The sequence below is a fragment of the Burkholderia sp. MSMB1826 genome, assembly GCF_001526325.1.
GTDB lineage: Bacteria > Pseudomonadota > Gammaproteobacteria > Burkholderiales > Burkholderiaceae > Burkholderia.
This window is the reverse complement of the sequence record NZ_LOYN01000010.1, coordinates 108,559-126,819: the sequence shown is the minus strand read 5'-3', so window position 1 is coordinate 126,819 and position 18,261 is coordinate 108,559. Positions and strand designations below refer to the sequence as shown.

17 protein-coding genes are annotated in these 18,261 nt (G+C 68.0%); 13 read left to right on the top strand and 4 right to left on the bottom strand.

What is annotated here, in order from left to right:
• Positions 1–10 precede the first annotated feature (10 nt).
• Both WS95_RS02650 and WS95_RS02645 read left to right on the top strand, forming a co-directional pair.
• Complete coding sequence (locus WS95_RS02650) at positions 11–865, top strand: helix-turn-helix domain-containing protein (protein ID WP_027780902.1); 855 nt, start codon at positions 11–13, stop codon at positions 863–865.
• A 123-nt stretch (positions 866–988) separates the two neighbouring features.
• Entirely contained in the window at positions 989–2,656 is a 1,668-nt protein-coding gene (locus WS95_RS02645) for an ATP-binding domain-containing protein (protein ID WP_059822112.1), read from the top strand.
• Between the two features lie 48 nt (positions 2,657–2,704).
• On the opposite strand, the gene WS95_RS02640 is transcribed toward WS95_RS02645, so the two are convergent.
• Complete coding sequence (locus WS95_RS02640; RefSeq protein WP_059822110.1) at positions 2,705–4,264, bottom strand: methyl-accepting chemotaxis protein; 1,560 nt, start codon at positions 4,262–4,264, stop codon at positions 2,705–2,707.
• A 230-nt stretch (positions 4,265–4,494) separates the two neighbouring features.
• Between WS95_RS02640 and WS95_RS02635 the strand changes: the two genes are divergently transcribed.
• Positions 4,495–6,009 carry an MDR family MFS transporter gene (locus WS95_RS02635; protein WP_059822108.1) on the top strand — a complete coding sequence of 505 codons (1,515 nt, stop codon included), beginning with the start codon at positions 4,495–4,497 and terminating at the stop codon, positions 6,007–6,009.
• Positions 6,010–6,063: 54 nt separating this feature from the next.
• On the opposite strand, the gene WS95_RS02630 is transcribed toward WS95_RS02635, so the two are convergent.
• Positions 6,064–7,062 (bottom strand): quinone oxidoreductase family protein, encoded by a 999-nt coding sequence (locus tag WS95_RS02630; protein ID WP_059822107.1) that lies wholly within the window; start codon positions 7,060–7,062, stop codon positions 6,064–6,066.
• Positions 7,063–7,193: 131 nt separating this feature from the next.
• On the opposite strand from WS95_RS02630, the gene WS95_RS02625 reads away from it, so the two are divergent.
• From WS95_RS02625 to WS95_RS02605, 5 genes are all read left to right on the top strand, one after another.
• Positions 7,194–8,066, top strand: a complete 873-nt coding sequence (locus WS95_RS02625) for a LysR family transcriptional regulator (protein ID WP_059822767.1) — start codon at positions 7,194–7,196, stop codon at positions 8,064–8,066.
• An 80-nt stretch (positions 8,067–8,146) separates the two neighbouring features.
• Positions 8,147–8,707 (top strand): GNAT family N-acetyltransferase, encoded by a 561-nt coding sequence (locus WS95_RS02620; RefSeq protein WP_059783090.1) that lies wholly within the window; start codon positions 8,147–8,149, stop codon positions 8,705–8,707.
• A 9-nt stretch (positions 8,708–8,716) separates the two neighbouring features.
• Positions 8,717–9,556: a MerR family transcriptional regulator gene (locus WS95_RS02615; protein ID WP_059822105.1), complete on the top strand. Its 840-nt coding sequence runs from the start codon at positions 8,717–8,719 to the stop codon at positions 9,554–9,556.
• A gap of 387 nt (positions 9,557–9,943) precedes the next feature.
• The gene (locus WS95_RS02610) at positions 9,944–10,147 is read left to right on the top strand and encodes a cold-shock protein (RefSeq protein WP_011549079.1); all 204 of its coding nucleotides are present in this window, start codon (positions 9,944–9,946) and stop codon (positions 10,145–10,147) included.
• A 281-nt stretch (positions 10,148–10,428) separates the two neighbouring features.
• Positions 10,429–10,653, top strand: a complete 225-nt coding sequence (locus WS95_RS02605) for a hypothetical protein (protein ID WP_059822103.1) — start codon at positions 10,429–10,431, stop codon at positions 10,651–10,653.
• 213 nt (positions 10,654–10,866) lie between these two features.
• Here WS95_RS02605 and speB read toward each other — a convergent pair whose 3' ends face one another.
• Positions 10,867–11,829: an agmatinase gene (gene speB, locus WS95_RS02600; RefSeq protein ID WP_059822102.1), complete on the bottom strand. Its 963-nt coding sequence runs from the start codon at positions 11,827–11,829 to the stop codon at positions 10,867–10,869.
• A gap of 360 nt (positions 11,830–12,189) precedes the next feature.
• Between speB and WS95_RS02595 the strand changes: the two genes are divergently transcribed.
• From WS95_RS02595 to WS95_RS02575, 5 genes are all read left to right on the top strand, one after another.
• On the top strand, positions 12,190–12,861 hold the full coding sequence (locus WS95_RS02595) for a lysoplasmalogenase (RefSeq protein ID WP_034206159.1): 672 nt from the start codon (positions 12,190–12,192) through the stop codon (positions 12,859–12,861).
• Positions 12,862–13,107: 246 nt separating this feature from the next.
• Positions 13,108–14,691: a flavin-containing monooxygenase gene (locus WS95_RS02590; RefSeq protein ID WP_059822100.1), complete on the top strand. Its 1,584-nt coding sequence runs from the start codon at positions 13,108–13,110 to the stop codon at positions 14,689–14,691.
• A gap of 21 nt (positions 14,692–14,712) precedes the next feature.
• On the top strand, positions 14,713–15,639 hold the full coding sequence (locus WS95_RS02585; RefSeq protein ID WP_034204609.1) for an SDR family NAD(P)-dependent oxidoreductase: 927 nt from the start codon (positions 14,713–14,715) through the stop codon (positions 15,637–15,639).
• Positions 15,636–16,541 (top strand): metal-dependent hydrolase, encoded by a 906-nt coding sequence (locus tag WS95_RS02580; protein ID WP_059822098.1) that lies wholly within the window; start codon positions 15,636–15,638, stop codon positions 16,539–16,541. The genes WS95_RS02585 and WS95_RS02580 overlap by 4 nt, the downstream gene beginning before the upstream one ends.
• 4 nt (positions 16,542–16,545) lie before the next feature.
• Positions 16,546–17,460, top strand: a complete 915-nt coding sequence (locus tag WS95_RS02575; RefSeq protein WP_059783084.1) for an alpha/beta fold hydrolase — start codon at positions 16,546–16,548, stop codon at positions 17,458–17,460.
• On the opposite strand, the gene WS95_RS02570 is transcribed toward WS95_RS02575, so the two are convergent.
• Complete coding sequence (locus WS95_RS02570) at positions 17,412–17,975, bottom strand: putative glycolipid-binding domain-containing protein (protein WP_034204607.1); 564 nt, start codon at positions 17,973–17,975, stop codon at positions 17,412–17,414. The genes WS95_RS02575 and WS95_RS02570 overlap by 49 nt on opposite strands.
• Positions 17,976–18,261: the final 286 nt, after the last annotated feature.

Below are 18,261 nucleotides of genomic sequence, written 5' to 3'. Positions count from 1 at the left end.
TTCCCGTAGCATGACCACTGAAGCAATCACCACGGATTCCCTCGCGGTTGCCGAGCGCGTGCGCGAGCTGATGACCCGCAACGGCATCGGCAAGCGCCAGCAGACCACCGAGCTGTGCCGCATCCTCGATCTGAGTTTCTCGCAAGGCCACCGCAAACTGCGCGGCAGCAGCCCCTGGACGCTCGCGCAGATCAAGAAAGTCGCCGAAGCGTACGGCGAACCGGCCGCGCAGTTGTTCGGCGCGCAAACGCTCGACCCCGGCATGGTCGGCGCCTATTCCCAGGAAGCCGTCCTGTATGCGGGCGTCGCCGAGATTCCGTGCACCGCCTGGATCGGCGCGCCGCTCGAAGCCGGTGCGCGCCCCGAGTTCGTCGCGTACGAACAGAACGGCCGCTGGCGCGTGCTGCGCCATACCGGCGTGCTGTACCAGAACGCGTACGACGTGCACAAGATCGAGATCTACCCGCGCCGTGCGGAGAGCGACAAGCTCGTCGTCGCGGTGATCGATCCCGATCGCGTCAGCGCGACCGAGCTCTGCCGCTATCTCGAACGGCAGGGTTTCGCGACGGCCGCGTTCGACGGGCTCGCCGCATTCGTCGACGCGCTGCAGGGCCAGGCCTTCGACGCGGTCCTGACCGAATGGCTGTTCGACGACGGGACGGCCGCGACCGCGATCAAGGCCGTGCGCACGTCCGACAATCCGGGCGCGCCGATTTTCGTGCTGACGGGCGACCTGCTCACCGGCCGCGCGAGCGAAGCCGACATCAGCGAAGTGATCCGCGCGTTCGACGTGGTGTGCTACGAAAAACCCGCACGCATGGCGATCCTCAGCGCCGATCTCGCGAAGCGCCTCGCGCGCGGCTGACCTCCGCCGGGCCGGCCGCCCGTCGAATGGCCAACGCACGCGCGGCGCCGCGGGCATGAACCGGTTCCTCAGTACAATAGCCGCACCCGTTCACGCGCACGCCGGCATCCGCCGCCCGACTCCATGGCCCGCCTCATCCCCGACGACTGGAAAAGCCTCGCCGCGACCGGCGCGGCCGAACGCGAGCGCGAAACGCTCGCCGCGCTCGAGCACGCACTGCCCGACAGCTACACCGTGTATCACGGCGTCCACTGGACGCGCGCCGACCAGGCGTTCTCGGTGTTCGGCGAAGCCGCGTTCGTCGTCGTGAGTCCGGCCGGCCGCGTGCTGCTGATCGAGCAGAAGGCCGGCTTCCTGCGCGAAACCCCGAAAGGGCTCGTGAAGGTCTACCTGCAAAAGGAACGCAATGTCCCGATCCAGCTCGCGCGCACGCAGGAGACGCTGCACCGGCGCCTGACGGCCGCGCTCGGCGCGGGCGTCTACGGCGTCGAGGCGCTGCTGTACTGCCCCGACTATTCGATCCGCGACGCGTCGATCGCCGGCGTCGCGCCCGAGCGCATCGTCGACGCGTCGCGCAAGACGCAGCTCGCGCAAGTGATCCTGCAAGTCCTGCCCGAGGACGACGCGCCGTTTCCAAACGCGCCGAAGCTCCACCATTTCCTCGCGGACGAGCTCGCGCTCACGCCCGACACGAGCGCGCTCGTCGGACAGGCCGGCACGCTCGTCACCCGGCTGTCGGGCGGGCTCGCCGCATGGGCGCGCCAGCTCGCGTTCACGCCGTTCCGGCTGCGCGTCACCGGCACCGCGGGTTCGGGCAAGACACAGCTCGCGGTGCAGGTGATGCGCGATGCGGTCGCGGCCGGCCAGCGTGTGCTCTACGTATGCTTCAACCGGCCGCTCGCCGACTACATCGCGCGCATCGCGCCGCCCGGCGCGAAGATCGCGAACTACCACCAGCTGTGCGACTGGGTCGCGCGCGACGGCGGCTATACGCCCGACTTCCAGGTGCCCGGCGAATTCGAACGGCTCGAGGCGCGCTTCGCACAAACGCCGATTCCCGAACGCTGGCGCTTCGACGTGCTGGTCGTCGACGAAGGGCAGGATTTCCACGCGCCGTGGGCGGCCGCGCTGGAGCGCCTGCTCGCGCCGGACGGCGCATGGTGGTGGCTGGAAGATCCGCTGCAGAACCTGTACATGCGCGAACCCGTCGCGCTGCCCGGCTGGGTCACGCTGAAGGCGCTCACCAATTACCGCAGCCCGCGCGACCTGCTCGAATTCGTGCGCGACGTCGTCGGCCGGGCCGAGCCGCTCGCGGCCGAATTGCGCTCGGGCAGCCCGTTCGACGGCTCCGATCCGTCGGTGTCGGCATACGGGGAAGACGGCGCGTCGGGCGACGCGTTGGCGCAAGCCTGCATCGACGCGACCAAGCGTGCGATCACGCACGCGCTGTCGCTCGGCTTTCGCAAGCAGGACATCGCGGTGCTGTCGTACCGCGGCCGCGAAGGCTCGGTGCTGGCATCCCTCGACCAGCTCGGCCCGCACCGGATCAAGCGCTTCACCGGCAAGTACGACCTGTTCGGCAACCCCGAGTATCGCGACGGCGACGTGCTGCTCGATTCGATCTACCGTTTCAAGGGCCAGTCGGCGCCGTGCGTGATCCTGACCGAAGTCGATTTCGACACGCTCGACGCGCGCGCCGCGCGCAAGCTGTTCGTCGGCGCGACGCGCGCGACGATGAAGCTGCTGATCGTCGCATCGTCGCGCGCGGCCGCGCAACTCGCGGCCGGTTGACGCGGCGGGCGGTGCGCCTGCCCGCCGCCGCGCCGCCGTCATTTCGCTTCAAGCCACCCGAAACGCCCCCACCGCGCGGCGCAGCCCATCCGCCTGCTCCTCGAGCGACGCGGCAGCCGCGGCCGCCTGCTCGACCAGCGCCGCGTTCTGCTGCGACACCTGATCCATCTGCGACACCGCGCGGTTCACCTGCTCGATCCCGTCGCGCTGCTCGCTCGATGCGGCCGCGATCTCCGTCATGATGCCCGTCACGCGCCCGATCGCCTGCTGGATGTCCTGCATCGTCGCGCCGGCCGTACCGACGAGCCGCGAGCCGGTCGCGACACGCTCGACCGATTCGCCGATCAGCGTGCGGATTTCCTTCGCCGCGGACGCCGAGCGTTGCGCCAGCGTGCGCACCTCGCCCGCGACCACCGCGAAGCCGCGGCCCTGCTCGCCCGCGCGCGCGGCTTCGACCGCCGCATTCAGCGCGAGGATGTTGGTCTGGAACGCGATGCCTTCGATCGTGCCGATGATGTCGGCGACCTTCTGCGAACTCCGGTCGATCTCGTTCATCGTGCCGATCACCTCGCCGACGACCGTCGCGCCGCGCGTCGCGATCTCGCTCGCGCTGTCCGCGCAGGCCTGCGCCTCGAGCGCGTGATCGGCGTTCTGCTTCACGGTCGCCGTCAATTGCTCCATGCTCGCGGCCGTCTGCTGCAGCGCCGACGCCTGCTCCTCGGTGCGCTGCGACAGATCGGTGTTGCCGGCCGCGATCTGGTGCGTCGCCGTCGAAATCGCTTCGGAACCCTGGCTCACCTGGCGCACCGTATCCGCGAGGCTGCGCTGCATGCCGGTCACGCCCTTGACCAGTTCGGCCATCTCGTCGCGCGACGACCAGTGCACTTCCGACGTGAGGTCGCCGTCCGACAGCCGACGGAAATGCGACAGCAGGCGATTCACCGGCTGCGTGATCGCGAAATGCAGGCCGATCGCGCAACCGAGGCACGCGGCCAAACCAAACGCGATGCCCGCGATCGCGCCCGTGCGCATCCAGCCGTAATAGGTCTGCGCGGTGTCGTACACGTCCTTGCCGCGCGCGGCCTGGTACGCATCGAGCGCATCGCTCGCCTGCGTGAGCGCGACCGACAGCGGCGGCGCGACCGTCATCAGCAACCGGTCGGCTTCGTCGCGCCGCCCTTCGCGAATCGCGTCGATCATCGGCTTCAACGCCTGTCCGATCAGCGCCTGGCGCGCGGCATCGAGGCGGCTCGCGAGCGGGCCCTCGTCGTCGCCGTGCGGCATCGCCGCGTAAGTGCGCCACGCCGTGTCCGCCTTCGCGAGATAGCCCTCGGCCTTCTTCACGAGATCGGGCACCTCCGGCGCTTCCGGATGCAGCAGCGCACGGTCGAGCGTCGTCCGCACGATCGTCAGGTTCAGGCTCGCCGCGGACAGCGCGGTCTTCGCCGCGAGTTGCCGCGTATAGGCCTCGTCGAGGGCGCGGTTCGAGCTCTGCATGCCCGCGAGGCCGATCAGCCCCGACACGACGAGCAGCGCGGCGACGAGGCCGAGCGTGGAGAAAATCCGCGTACGGATCGAGAAACGGGAAAACAGGGCGTTCAGGTTCATGACGGCACGTGAGCGATGAAAAGTGCCGCGGCAATCGGTCCGCGGCACGCTGTATTACGGTTTGCCTGCAAAAAACTTGAGTCCGTCCCTGCTTCGCGGCTGACCGCGATCAATTTTTCGGGCGGCAATGTCCCGTTACGACTGCAACATATTGAGTCTGGGCAGAAATTGACTAGTCAATCATCAATGGCTATATTTCGACTCAATTTCCTGCCATGGCAGATATTTCGATGACGACCCATACGCTCCCTACTTCCCCGTCCGCGGACGCGGCCCGCCGCGACGCGCCGACCGGGCTGATCGTCGCCGCGCTGCTGCTCGTGATGCTGCTGTCCGCGCTCGACCAGACGATCGTGTCGACCGCGCTGCCGACGATCGTCGGCGAACTCGGCGGGCTCGACCAGTTGTCGTGGGTCGTCACCGCGTACCTGCTGTCGTCGACCGTGGTGCTGCCGCTGTACGGCAAGCTCGGCGACCTGTACGGCCGCAAGATCGTGCTGCAGGTCGCGATCGCGCTGTTCCTCGCCGGCTCCGCGCTGTGCGGCATCGCGCAGGACATGACGCAACTGATCGTGCTGCGCGCGCTGCAGGGCCTCGGCGGCGGCGGCCTGATGGTCGTCACGATGGCCGCGATCGGCGATCTGGTCCCGCCCGATCGCCGGGCGCGCTACCAGGGGATGTTCGGCGGCGTCTACGGCCTCGCGACGATCGTCGGCCCGCTGCTCGGCGGCTTCCTGGTCGAGCATCTTTCATGGCGCTGGATCTTCACGATCAACCTGCCGCTCGGTGTGCTCGCGCTCGCGGTGATCGGCATGGCGTTCCGGCCGCACACCGCGCACGTGAAGCACCGGATCGACTACATGGGTGCCGCGTTCCTCGCGACCGCCCTCACCTGCGTGATCCTGTTCACGAGCGAAGGCGGCTCGCTGCTGCCATGGACGTCGCCCCAGCTGTGGATGACGCTGGTGCTCGGCCTCGTCGCGATCGGCGGCTTCATTTATGAGGAGCGCATCGCGGCCGAGCCGATCATGCCGCTCGACCTGTTCCGCCATCGCACCTTCGTGCTGGTCAGCCTGATCGGCTTCGTGGTCGGCATCGCGCTGTTCGGCTCGGTCACCTTCATCCCGCTCTACCTGCAGGTCGTGAAGGGCTCGACGCCGTCGCAGGCCGGCATGCAGCTGCTGCCGATGATGGGCGGGATGCTCGTGACGTCGATCGTCAGCGGGCGGCTGATCTCGCGGTTCGGCTCGTACCGGCTGTTCCCGATCGGGGGGACGCTGATGGGCGGCGTCGCGATGGCGCTGCTGTCGACGCTGACGCTCGATACGCCGCTGCACACGATGTACGCGTACATGGCGCTGCTCGGGATCGGGCTCGGGATGGTGATGCCCGTGCTGACCCTCGCCGTGCAGAACACGGTCGAATTCCGGCACATGGGTGTGGCGACGTCGGGCGCGACGCTGTTCCGCTCGATCGGCGGCTCGCTCGGCGTCGCCGCATTCGGCGCGCTGTTTTCGCACGGGCTGCAGTCGCGGATGATGCACGCGCTGCCGGCCGGTACCGAACTGCCGCCCGCGCTCGGCCCGGCCGCCGTGCACCAGTTGCCGGATGCCGTGCGCGACGCGTACCTGCACGCGTTCGCCGGTTCGCTGCACGTCGTCTATCTGTCGGCCGCGGCGGTGATCGCGATCGCGTTCGTGCTCGCATGGTTCGTCGAAGATGCGCCGCTGCGCAAGCACCATTGAGTGCCGGCGGCTCGCGATGCGACCGCCGGGCCGCCGCGCGAGCCTCGCCCGTCGTCACGCCAGCAGCACGACCCCGCCCGTCGTCGCGCGCGACTCCAGCAACCGGTGCGCGTCGGCCGCCTGTTCGAGCGGCAGCCGCGCGCCGATCTCGACGTGCAGCCCGCCCGCCAGCCGGTCGAGCGTCGCCCGCGCGGCGTCCCGATACGCGCCGGCGTCGCGCGCGATGAAACCGAGCACGCTCGGCCGCGCGAGCGCGATCGAACGGGCCGGGCCCAATTCGTCGAGCTCGAACGTCTGTCGCGCACCGATCGCGGCGACCTGCCCGATGCTCGCGACCATGCCGAACGGACGAATCGCCCCGAGCGTACGGGTCAGCACGTCGCCGCCGATGCCGTCGATCGCGTAGTCGACGCCCGCGCCGCCGCCGAACGTACGCGCGGCCGCGACGAAATCCTCCTCGCGATAATCGACCACCGCTTCCGCGCCGTGCGCGCGCACGAGCGCGGCCTTCGCGGCCGATCCGACCGTGCCGATCACCCGCGCGCCGAGCGCACGCGCCCACTGCGTCGCGAGCAGCCCGACGCCGCCGGCCGCCGCATGCACGAGCACCGTGTCGCCGGCGCCGACCTGCCGGACGCGATGCAGCAGCATGTAGACGGTGATGCCCTTCAGCAGCCCCGCGGCGGCGGCTTCGTCGCTCAGCCCGTCGGGAATCGGCAGCACGCGCTCGGCCGGCATCGTGCGCAGGCTCGCATAGCTGCCGGTCGGCAGGCCCGCATATGCGACGCGCTGCCCGGGCGCGAGATCCGTCACGCCCGCCCCGACCGCGTCGATCACGCCGACCGCCTCGACGCCGAGCGCCTCCGGCAGCGCGGGCAACGCGTGCGCGCCCGTCCTGAAATAGATGTCGACGAAATTCACGCCGATCGCGGTCTGGCGAATCCGCACTTCTCCGGGCCCGGGCGGCGCGACGGGCGCATCGACGCGGCGCAGCACGCCGGCGTCGCCGTAACGGTCGATCCCGATCCGGATGGCATGGGCGGTTTGGGTCATGGCATTCCTCGCTATCGAATGATGTGACACGATCATCTCATCGTGCATAATCGAACGGAATTCACGTTCAACGCCCATCTACTGTGCAAAATTCGACCGATCGAGAGGCTAACGCCGCACCCATGCTGCCGATGAGCTGGGACGACATTCGCTACTTCCTGGCGGTGATGCGCGGCGGCAGCCTGTCGGCCGCCGCCCGGGCGCTGCAGGTCCAGCATTCGACGGTCGCGCGGCGGATCGATGCGCTGGAGTCGGCGCTCGGAATCCGGCTGTTCGACCGGCTGCCGCGCGGCTGGCCGCCGACCGACGAGGGGCTGCACGTCGCCGAGCACGCCGCGCGCCTCGAAGCCGACGCGCATGCGTTCGCGCGCGCGGCGCAGGGCGCGGCCACGCTCGACGGCGTGGTGCGCGTATCGGCGTCGCCGGTATTCGCCAACCATTTCCTCGCGCCGCGCCTGGCCCGCGCGCTGCGCGCATGGCCGGCGTTGCGGATCGACCTGATGGGCGAGATGCATGCGGCGAACCTGTACGCACGCGAAGCCGATCTCGCGGTGCGGCTGTCGCGGCCGAGCGAACCGGGGCTCGCCGCGCGCCGGCTCGGCACGATGCGCTTCGCGCTGTGCGCGACCCGGGAATGGGCGGACGCGCCGCCCGATAGCTGGCCGTTCGTCGGCTACGACGATGCGCTCGCGCAAACGCCGCAGCAGCAATGGCTCGAACGCTTCGCGGCCGGGCGTCGTTTTGCGTTCGTCGCCAACGACCTGGCCGCGCAGCATCGCGCGTGCGCAGCCGGGGCCGGCGTCGCGCTGCTGCCGCGGTTTCTCGTCGACGATCCGGCCACGCACGCCGGCGCGCCGCTCGTCGAGCTGACGGCCGCGCCGCGCTGCGACATCGAGCGCGAGATCTGGCTCGTCGTTCATCCGGACGTGCGCCGGTCGCCGCGCGTGCAGCGCGTGGCCGACGCGATCGCCGATGCGGTCCACGCGGCGGACGGCCGGCTGTAAGCCGCCGAAACCGCAAACGGCTTTACCAGCCGCGCCAGCAGCCGGCATAGTAGCGTTTTGACTTCGCTCGCCCTACCGCCATGCCTGCCGCTCCCGCCTGCGTCGTTCGCGACGCGACCGACGCCGACCTCGATGCAATTCACGCGATCTATGCGCACCACGTGCATCACAGCGTCGCGTCGTTCGAGGAAACGCCGCCCGACGTCGCCGAACTGCGCGCACGCCGCGACGCGGTGCTGCGCCACGGGTTGCCGTATCTCGTCGCCGAATGCGACGGCCGCGTGGCCGGCTACGCCTACGCGACGCCGTACCGCACGCGCAGCGCGTATCGCTTCGCGATCGAGGATTCGATCTACATCGACGAGGCGCAGCGTGGGCGCGGCATCGGCCGCGCGCTGCTCGCGGCGCTGATCGAGCACTGCGAACGCGGCCCGTGGCGGCAGATGATCGCGGTGATCGCCGACGGCGGCACCGGCGGCTCGACGTCGCTGCATCGCGCGTTCGGCTTCGAGCCGGCCGGCCTGCTGAAAGCGGTCGGTTTCAAGCACGGCCGCTGGATCGACACGGCGCTGCTGCAGCGCCCGCTCGGCGACGGCGCGAACACGCGCCCCGCCTCGCCCGAGCCTGGCGCGGCGCGCTAGAATGGCCGCATGCCAAAACAGACTCATTCCACGCCCGACGAGGCCACGCCGGATTCCCGCAACGAGTACACGGTCGACGAACTCGCGCGCGTGTCCGATACCACCGTGCGCAACGTCCGCGCCTATCAGGATCGCGGGCTGCTCGCGCCGCCGGAGAAACGCGGACGCGTCGGCATCTACGACGACACGCACGTCGCGCGCCTGAAGCTGATCAACCATCTGCTCGCGCGCGGCTATACGCTGTCGAACATCCAGGACCTGATCAAGGCGATCGACGAAGGCCACGACCTGCGCTCGATCCTCGGCCTCGAAAACGCGATCGGCGGCCGCTGGTCGCACGAGTTGCCGAAAACCTATTCGCTCGCCGCGCTCGCGCAGATGTTCGGCCCGCAGGCGACCACGCAACTGTCGCGCGTGACCGAGCTCGGGCTGCTCGAACGGCGCGGCCTGTCGTTCGTCGCGAAAAGCCCCGCGCTGCTCGAGGCGGCGGCCGCGATGACGAAGGAAGGGATTCCGCCGCGCGAGCTGCTCGACGTGATCAGCCTCGCGCGCCCGCATTTCGACGCGATCGCGCGGCTGCTCGTCGATCTCGTCGTGAAACGGCTCGACCGTTACGACGCCGACACGCTGCCGCCGGCCACCGACGTGCCGGAACTGGTCGACGCGATCTGGCGCCTGCGCCCGCTCGCGGCCGTGTTCGTCGAGGCCGAGACGAACCGCGCGCTCGAAACGGCCGCCAGCGCGTATCTCGGCGGGCGGGTCGCGACGATCCTCGACAAGAAGCTCAGCGACGAAGCGGCGCGGCAGTCGGGTACGACCGATACGCAAGGCGACGGCGACAACGCATAGGGCCAGCCGCCCGCCGTCTTGCGTCGGTTCTTCACGAACGACGCGCGCGCATCCGGTTCGCGGAAGGACCGACGGCCGTTGCCGATGAGAAGCGCCGTTCGCCGGGACCGGCGCATGGCCGGCAGCGCCGTTCGACCGTCATTCCCGCCGGACGGCGCCGCATCGCGCCGCCCACGGTCACCGGCCGCGCCGCGAAACAGTTACAAGTTATCGGTTGACGTGAACCCGCCCGGCGGTTAGTGTATGCGTCGAAGTCCAAGAAGTCCGATTGCTGTTCATCAATTGCTCGCTCTCCCCTCAGCGGTATTCGTTGTCCTCTCCCTCCTTGACGCTTCAAGCGCTCTTTCACAGAGCAAATCCCCGTATATTTTTTCTCAAGGAATCTTCATGGATACCGGTATCGTCAAGTGGTTCAACGACAGCAAAGGCTTTGGCTTCATCACGCCGGACAAGGGCGGTGACGACCTGTTCGCTCACTTCTCCGAAATCCGCGCCGACGGCTTCAAGACGCTGGCCGAGAATCAAAAAGTGAGCTTCGAAACGAAGCAAGGCCCGAAGGGTCTGCAAGCGGCCAACATCAAGCCGCTGTAAAGTTTGAAGGGCCCGGCCTCCCACGACGGACGCCGGGTCGCAGCGACATCCCCACGGAGCTTCGTCTCCCAAAGTTGGCGCGATCGGCTCGATCTGCATCTGTTCAGTCAGCAGCTCGCCCGGCGTCACACGTCTCGTTGCACTTCATCCCCCCTCCGGCCGCAACGCCTCATTTTTCGCTTTCCGACTGCGTCAGATTCAGCTCGCAATGGCGTTGAATCGGCGTACCCGTGCGTATAACGCGCACGGCACGCGCGCACTCGACCATCATTAAAATTAAAATGGACAACCAACGAATTCAACAGTACAACGGCTATGCCGTCCAACCCTCGGCGCATCGGCTGCCCGACGGGTATTTTTCATCCAACCTGCTGCTCGAACGTACCGACAGCACGCACGGCGAAGGCCGCTACCAGTTCTATTCGCTCGATTACTTCGCGAGCGAAGCGCAGGCGCTGGCGCATTCGGCACGCTGGGCACGCAACTGGGTCGATACGCGCGGTTGACGGCAGCGCCCCAGTACCCGCGCCCGCCCGGCATATGAGCCGTCGGCGCGGTCGGTGCGAACTTCCCGATCGCCCGTCCCACGTCGTCGTCAAGCTGCGCCCTCTCCGCGCGAACGTTGACGACGTACTGGCGACATCAGCGCAGACGGCCATCGAGAAAACCGGCGGGCAACTGCCCACCGGCCTCCTGCACGACACGTCCGTTCGCCGACTTCACCGCCCCGCCACCTTCTTCTGCCGCCACAGGCACAGCAGATCGCAAGCCACGTGCGCGGCCGCGATCGCCGTGATGTCCGCGTGATCGTACGCAGGCGCCACCTCCACCACATCCGCGCCGACCAGATTCACCGCCCCGAGCCCCCGCACGATCGCCAGCGCCTGCGCCGACGACAACCCGCCCGCGACCGGCGTCCCCGTTCCCGGCGCGAAGGCGGGATCGAGACAATCGATATCGAACGTCAGATACGCAGGCCGCTCGCCGACGATCTCGACGATCCGCTCGACCGCCGCCCGCGCACCATGGTCATGCACCCACGCGGCATCGAGCCGCTCGATCCCGAGAAAGTCGTCGTTCCACGTGCGGATGCCGATCTGCACCGACGTCGCGGGATCGATGAGCCCTTCCTTCACCGCCTTGTAGAACATCGTCCCGTGATTGAGGCTGTCCGGATCGTCGTCGGCCCACGTATCGCAGTGCGCGTCGAAATGGATCAGCGACAGCGGCTTGCCGTAGCGCTCCGCGTGCGCGACCAGCAGCGGATACGTGATGTAGTGGTCGCCGCCGAGCGTCAGCATCTTCGCGCCCGAGCGCAGGATCGTGCGCGCATGCTCGACGATCGCGGGCTTGATCGACAGCGGGTTGTGCGCGTCGAACCAGCAGTCGCCGTAGTCGACGGCCGCGAGGTCGTCGAACGGATCGAAGCCCCACGGATACGGATGGAGCTCCGCGAGCTGCACGCTCGCCGCACGAATCGCGGCCGGCCCGAGCCGCGCACCGGAACGATAGGTCGTCGCGAGATCGAGCGGCACGCCGGAGATCGCGACGTCGATACCGTCGAGCGTGCGCGAGTAATTGCGGCGCATGAACGACAGCACGCCCGCATAGGTGTTTTCGATCGAGGAGCCGTACGGCGTCGTGCGACGGATCGCGCCGTCGCCGTGAAGAAGTTCGGTCATGGTCGGGTTCGGGTTCGTGGTGGCCGGGGCGCCCCGCTTCGAGCGAGCGCTCGGGCCGGGCACGGCGTGGATACGTCGGGCCTGCACCGGCTCGCGCATCCGGTCGCGAGGCGAGGCGGGACATCGACAGCGACAACGGCAATACCGCGGCGATCATAGCAAGCCGATTCGCAGCCGTTGCCCCGGTTCAGCCGGGGCAACGCGCGGAAAAATCCGCTGGCGGCGTCGCGGCGCGTCGCCGTCGTTTCCTAGAAGGATTCGCCGGTTTTCGCGCCCCCGTTCTTCCGGATAATGGCCGGCAGCCGCGCCATCGACCGCGCGCCGTCCACCGCGGACGACAACGAACCGGAGACACCCGCCTTGATCGCCACGCTTCCCGCCGCCTACCGCCGGCTCCGGCCGCTCGCCATCGCCGCGGCGCTACTGTACGGGCTGTCGCTCGCCGCCGCGCCCTATCCGGGCCAGGCCGCCGCAAAAGCCGCGATGGGCATCCTGCTGCTCGCGGCGGGCAGCACCTGCGGCGCGGCGCGCGAACGCACGTGGCTGTGCGCGGCGCTCGCGAGCGCCGTGCTCGGCGACGTGCTGCTCGCGCTGCCCGACTGGCCGCTGTCGTTCGTCCTCGGCCTCGGCGCGTTCCTGCTCACGCATCTGTGTTATTGCGCGATCTTCTTCCGGTGGCGCGCGCGGCCGCACGGCTGGCGCATCGTTGCGCTCGTCGGGCTGTGGATCGCCGCGCCGGCGTTTTACGTGGCGTTCTTCCCGCATCTCGGCGAGTTGCAGGCGCCGGTCGCCGTCTACATGCTCGTGCTGTGCGCGATGGCGAGCTTCGCGCTCGCCGCCCGCACGCATGGCCCGCTGGTCGCGCTCGGCAGCCTGGTCTTCGTCGGCTCCGACACGCTGATCGGCGTCGGCCGGTTCCTCGGCGGTTTTCCGGGTATCGACTATTTCATCTGGGGCCTCTATGCGCTCGCGCAGGTCACGATCGTGGCCGGGGTTTTCCATGAGACGGCCAACCGGTCGATCCGTCCCTGATACCGTTTCAAACAGGTCGCCGCACGCCGGCGGCCCCGCTTCTTCCGTGTCTCGCCCTGTCGACGGCCTTTTCCGCTCATCCCGCATCGCGGAAAGCGACCCGTTCCAAACCCCGCTCAGCCTTTTCCCGCCTGGTTTTCGGCGCTTAGAGCGCCGCTTCTAGCCCCTTGCGGTTTCGAGGTTCACGCACTATCGTTACATCAACCAATGTAACATTAAAAAATGAGCCAAATCGGAGACACCCGGATGAATGCTCGCACGTTGCCTTTCGGTCCAGCCGGCCATGACGGCCTGGACGAAACCATCGACATCGCCATCATCGGCACCGGCTTCGCCGGCCTCGGGATGGCGATCCGCCTGAAACAAACGGGCGTGACCGACTTCGTCGTCCTCGAGAAGGCCGCGTCGGTCGGCGGCACGTGGCGCGACAATCATTACCCCGGGTGTGCATGCGACGTGCAATCGCACGTCTATTCGTTCTCGTTCGCGCCGAACCCGCGCTGGACGCGCATGTTCGCGCCGCAGCCGGAGATCCGCGCGTATCTGGAAGACTGCGTGCAGCGCTTCGGCGTCGGCCCGCACCTGCGGATGAATCACGAATTGCAGCGCGCCGAATACGACGAAGCCGCGCAACGCTGGCGCCTCACGTTCGCGAACGGCAAGCGGCTGTCCGCGCGCGTGCTGGTGTCGGGGATGGGCGGGCTGTCGCGCGCCGCGCTGCCGGCGATTCCCGGCGTCGAAACCTTCCAGGGTCGCGCATTCCATTCGCAGCAGTGGGATCACGATTACGCGCTCGAAGGCAAACGCGTCGCGGTGATCGGCACCGGTGCGAGCGCGATCCAGTTCGTGCCGCAGATCGCGCCGCGCGTGAAGTCGCTCGCGCTGTTCCAGCGCACGCCGCCGTGGATCATGCCGAAGCCCGACCGCAACCTGACCGGCTTCGAGAAATGGCTGTTCCGCACGCTGCCGTTCACGCAGAAGATCGTGCGCAGCGGCATCTACTGGATGCTCGAATCGCGCGTGCTCGGCTTCGCGATCCATCCGTCGCTGATGAAGAACGTGCAGAAGCTCGCGCTGCGCCACATCCGCAAGCAGATCCCCGATCCGGAGCTGCGCAAGACGGTCACGCCGAACTACACGCTCGGCTGCAAGCGCGTGCTGATCTCGAACGACTATTACCCGGCGCTGTCGCGCAAGAACGTCGACGTGATCACGACCGGCATCGACCACATCGAAGCCGACGCGGTCGTGACGACCGACGGCAAGCGTCATGAAGTCGACTGCCTGATCTACGGTACCGGCTTCCAGGTGGCCGACCCGTATCCGCGCGGGGCGATCATCGGCCGCGGCGGCCTCGACATCGTCGACGCGTGGCGCGACGGCGCGCATGCGTATCTCGGCACGACGCTGCCGGGCTATCCGAACTTCTTCATGATCGTCGGCCCGAATACGGGCCTCGGTCACAACTCGATGGTGTTCATGATCGAGTCGCAGATCGAGTACATCCTCGGCGCGCTGCAGGCGATGCACCGCGAACGCGCCGATGCGATCGAGGTGCGCCCGCTCGTCGAGGCGCAGTTCAACAACGACCTGCAGGGCAAGCTGAAAAAGGCGATCTGGTCGACGGGCGGCTGCAAGAGCTGGTACCTCGACCCGCGCACCGGCAAGAACACGACACTGTGGCCGGGCTTCACGTGGCGCTTCAGGCAGGCAACCGCGCACTTCTCGATCGCCGATTACCACGCGTATCGCGCGCCGCAGCACGACACGACCGCGCGGCCCGTCGCCGCGCCCGCCGCTTCCGCTTCCACGTCCGCCGAAGCGGCCTGAGCCAGACAAGGAGCCACCGACATGAAAGATTTCGCCAACAAGGTCGCCGCGATCACGGGCGCCGGCTCGGGCATGGGCCGCGCGCTCGCGATCCAGCTCGCGCAGGCCGGCTGCCACGTGTCGCTCGCCGACAAGAACGGCGTCGGCCTCGCCGAAACCGAACGGATCGTCCGCGCGATCGCGCCGAACGTGCGCGTGTCGACGCGCGTGCTCGACGTCGGCGATCGCGACGCGATGTTCGCGTGGGCCGACGACACCGCGAAGGAGCACGGCAAGGTCAACCTGATCTTCAACAATGCGGGCGTCGCGCTGTCGAGCACGATCGAGGGCATGGAATACGGCGATCTCGAGTGGATCGTGAACATCAACTTCTGGGGCGTCGTGCACGGCACGAAGGCGTTCCTGCCGCACCTGAAGGCATCGGGCGACGGCCACGTGATCAACACGTCGAGCATCTTCGGGATCTTCGCGCAGCCTGGCATGAGCGGCTACAACGCGACCAAGTTCGCGGTGCGCGGCTTCACCGAATCGCTGCGCCAGGAACTCGACATGATGAAGTGCGGCGTGTCGGCCACCTGCGTGCATCCGGGCGGCATCCGCACGAACATCGCGCAATCGAGCCGCGTCGCGAAGAACATGGTCGGCTTCATCGTCGAGAGCGAACAGCAAGGCAAGGACAGCTTCGAGAAGTTCTTCATCACGACCGCCGACGACGCCGCGCGCACGATCCTCGCCGGCGTGCGCAAGAACAAGCGCCGCGTGCTGATCGGCCGCGACGCGAAGGGCGCCGACTGGATGGCGCGCATCCTGCCGGCCGCCTACCAGGCGCTCGTCGTGCTCGCGACGCGCCGCGAGGCCGCGAAGGCCCGCCGCCATGCCGCACGCGGCACGCCGGCGCCGGTGCACGCCACCTACAACAATGCAGGCAACCAGGGAGAACAATCATGACGACACCGAACATGATGCCCGTGCGGCGCGACATCCGTTTCGCGCTGCCGCCCGAACGCGCGAAGGACTGGCATGTGCAGGGCGTGCCGGTCACGCACTTCATGAACGCGCTGTCGCTGCTGTTCCCGGCCGGCGAGCGCTTCTTCATGGATTCGGTGCGCCACTACCGCGACCGGATCGAGGACCCCGAGCTGAAGAAGCAGGTGCTCGGCTTCATCGGGCAGGAAGCGATGCACACGCGCGAACACATCGAGTACAACGACCTGCTGCAAGCGTCCGGCCTGCCCGCGCACAAGCTCGACAAGCGCCTGTGGACGATCCTCGGCTGGTTCAAGAAGGTGCTGCCGCACTCGATGCAGCTGGCGATCACGATCGCGCTCGAGCACTACACGGCGATCCTCGCGAACCAGTTGCTGTCGGGCCACGAGCACCGGATCGACGGCTCCGTCGAAGGCTACCAGCAGATGTGGATGTGGCACGCGATGGAGGAAACCGAGCACAAGGCGGTGTCCTACGACGTGTGGCGCACCGTGATGAAGCCGGGCCTCGGCAGCTATCTGCTGCGCACCGGCACGATGCTGACGACGACCGTGTTCTTCTGGGCCATCGTGTTCGACTTCCACGTGCGGCTGATGCTCGCCCATCGTCGCGAACACGGCAAGTTCGGCGGCATGTGGCGCCTCGTGAAGTATCTGTACAGCCCGAAGAACGGCGTGTTCGCGAGCATCGCGCGCGAATGGCTCGACTACTTCCGCCCGGGCTTCCACCCGTGGGATCACGACAACCATCAGTACTTGCAGGAGCTCGACACGCTGCTCGAGAACATCGACGCGACCAACGCGCGCTATGCGGCGCAGGCCGCCCCGCGCCGCGTGCCGCTGCATTCGGTGGCGCAGGCATGACGCCATGGCGCGCGCTCACGAGATGCTGACCGTCCGGTCCGGCGACGTGAAACTCGCCGTCTACGTAAGCGGCTCGCGTCGCGCGCCGCCGCTGATCCTCGTGCATGGCTATCCCGACTCGGCGGCCGTGTGGGCGCCGATCCGCGCGCGGCTCGCGAAACGCTACCGCGTGATCGCATACGACGTGCGCGGCGCCGGTGCATCGGATGCGCCGCGCCGCCGTGCCGACTACACGCTCGAACGGCTCGCCGGCGACCTGAAGGCAGTGGCCGATGCGACCTGCGGCGGCCGGCCGTTCCACCTGGTCGGCCACGACTGGGGCTCGATCCAGTGCTGGGAAGCCGTGACCGATCCCGCGTTCCGCGGCCGCATCGCGTCGTACACGTCGATCTCGGGCCCGTGCCTCGATCACGTGTTCCGCGCGAAGATGCGCGTCAAGCAGAGCCTGAAGTCGTGGTACATCGCGTTCTTCCACCTGCCGCTCGTACCGTCGCTGGTGTGGCGGCTCGGCGGTGCGGCGCTGTGGCCGCGCTGGCTCCAGCTCACCGAACGCGTGCGCGCCGAGCGCGATCCCGTGCAACTGAAGAACGCGCTGAACGGGATGCAGATGTACCGCGCGAATTTTCTCGCGCGAGCCCGCAGGCCGCGGGAGCGGTACGCGCAGGCGCCGGTGCAGATCCTGGTTCCGACGCGCGATCGCTACGTGACGCCCGAGATGTCGGTCGATCTCGATCGCTGGCTCGGCGACCACGTGCGCGAGGAAATCGACGGCACGCACTGGATCGTGCTGCGTCACCCGGACATGATCGCATCGCGGATCGACCGCTTCGCGTCCGCGCAGGAGCGGCCGGCGGCGACGAACGCCGCGGTTCAGCGCGCCGTCGGCGGTGCCGGCAGGCGTCTGAACAGCGTCTCGTAATCGACGACGAGCCCGTCGTCGTCGATGTCCATCTCCGCGGTGAAATTCCGGAAGATCCCTTCGTAGCGATAGCGGCGGCCCGGCTCGATGCACGCATAAGCCTGCTTGACCGGCTTGACGGTCAGGTCCGGCGTCGAGATGTACGCGACGTCGATCGGCCGCCGCTCGCCGCGCGCGAGCCCGAGGCGGCCGATCGGCAGCGAATTCGTGAACGGCGTCGCCGCGATGTCGATGTCGATGCAACCCTCCAGTTCCGGCAGTGCGCGGCCTGAACCGTCGCGCCAATGCCCGGCGCCGTCGCCGTGCAATTCGAGCGTGCCGCCGCCCATCACCTTGAGCACCGCGTAAGTCACGCGCCATTGCGCGTCGCATTCGACGCGATACGCGAGCCCATACGCGCGACCGTACCGCTGGCCGACCACCGCGCTTTCGACGACGATCGCGCCGCCGCGCCGGTCGAACGTCAGATGTTCGACCCCGTCGCCTTCGAGCGACGCCCATCGCACTTCACGCATCGTTCCGCCTCCCGGTTTCCCCATTGCGGGGCATCGTCGCGCAAATCCCGGCAATCGGGAATGCTACCGTCAAAGAGTCCAGCGTGCGTCATTTGCGTTCGACGTCTACGTCCGGCCCCTCGAACGCTGACCGGATAGCTTCCACGACTCGCGCCGCTCTGTGCTCATCCTCGAACTGACAATTCCACGATCCCACACGAAAACGTTAACGCGCTAGCTCACGCGAAAACGATAGCAATGGCGCGAATATGTTAACAAACCGTATAAAGCTCGCTAAAACGCTAAC

What these genes read in the sequence shown, in the direction of transcription:
- WS95_RS02650 (WP_027780902.1), top strand. Translation starts at nt 11, where the DNA reads ATGACCACTGAAGCAATCACCACGGATTCCCTCGCGGTTGCCGAGCGC.
- WS95_RS02645 (WP_059822112.1), top strand. Translation starts at nt 989, where the DNA reads ATGGCCCGCCTCATCCCCGACGACTGGAAAAGCCTCGCCGCGACCGGC.
- WS95_RS02640 (WP_059822110.1), bottom strand. Translation starts at nt 4,264, where the DNA reads ATGAACCTGAACGCCCTGTTTTCCCGTTTCTCGATCCGTACGCGGATT.
- WS95_RS02635 (WP_059822108.1), top strand. Translation starts at nt 4,495, where the DNA reads ATGACGACCCATACGCTCCCTACTTCCCCGTCCGCGGACGCGGCCCGC.
- WS95_RS02630 (WP_059822107.1), bottom strand. Translation starts at nt 7,062, where the DNA reads ATGACCCAAACCGCCCATGCCATCCGGATCGGGATCGACCGTTACGGC.
- WS95_RS02625 (WP_059822767.1), top strand. Translation starts at nt 7,194, where the DNA reads ATGAGCTGGGACGACATTCGCTACTTCCTGGCGGTGATGCGCGGCGGC.
- WS95_RS02620 (WP_059783090.1), top strand. Translation starts at nt 8,147, where the DNA reads ATGCCTGCCGCTCCCGCCTGCGTCGTTCGCGACGCGACCGACGCCGAC.
- WS95_RS02615 (WP_059822105.1), top strand. Translation starts at nt 8,717, where the DNA reads ATGCCAAAACAGACTCATTCCACGCCCGACGAGGCCACGCCGGATTCC.
- WS95_RS02610 (WP_011549079.1), top strand. Translation starts at nt 9,944, where the DNA reads ATGGATACCGGTATCGTCAAGTGGTTCAACGACAGCAAAGGCTTTGGC.
- WS95_RS02605 (WP_059822103.1), top strand. Translation starts at nt 10,429, where the DNA reads ATGGACAACCAACGAATTCAACAGTACAACGGCTATGCCGTCCAACCC.
- speB (WP_059822102.1), bottom strand. Translation starts at nt 11,829, where the DNA reads ATGACCGAACTTCTTCACGGCGACGGCGCGATCCGTCGCACGACGCCG.
- WS95_RS02590 (WP_059822100.1), top strand. Translation starts at nt 13,108, where the DNA reads ATGAATGCTCGCACGTTGCCTTTCGGTCCAGCCGGCCATGACGGCCTG.
- WS95_RS02585 (WP_034204609.1), top strand. Translation starts at nt 14,713, where the DNA reads ATGAAAGATTTCGCCAACAAGGTCGCCGCGATCACGGGCGCCGGCTCG.
- WS95_RS02580 (WP_059822098.1), top strand. Translation starts at nt 15,636, where the DNA reads ATGACGACACCGAACATGATGCCCGTGCGGCGCGACATCCGTTTCGCG.
- WS95_RS02575 (WP_059783084.1), top strand. Translation starts at nt 16,546, where the DNA reads ATGGCGCGCGCTCACGAGATGCTGACCGTCCGGTCCGGCGACGTGAAA.
- WS95_RS02570 (WP_034204607.1), bottom strand. Translation starts at nt 17,975, where the DNA reads ATGCGTGAAGTGCGATGGGCGTCGCTCGAAGGCGACGGGGTCGAACAT.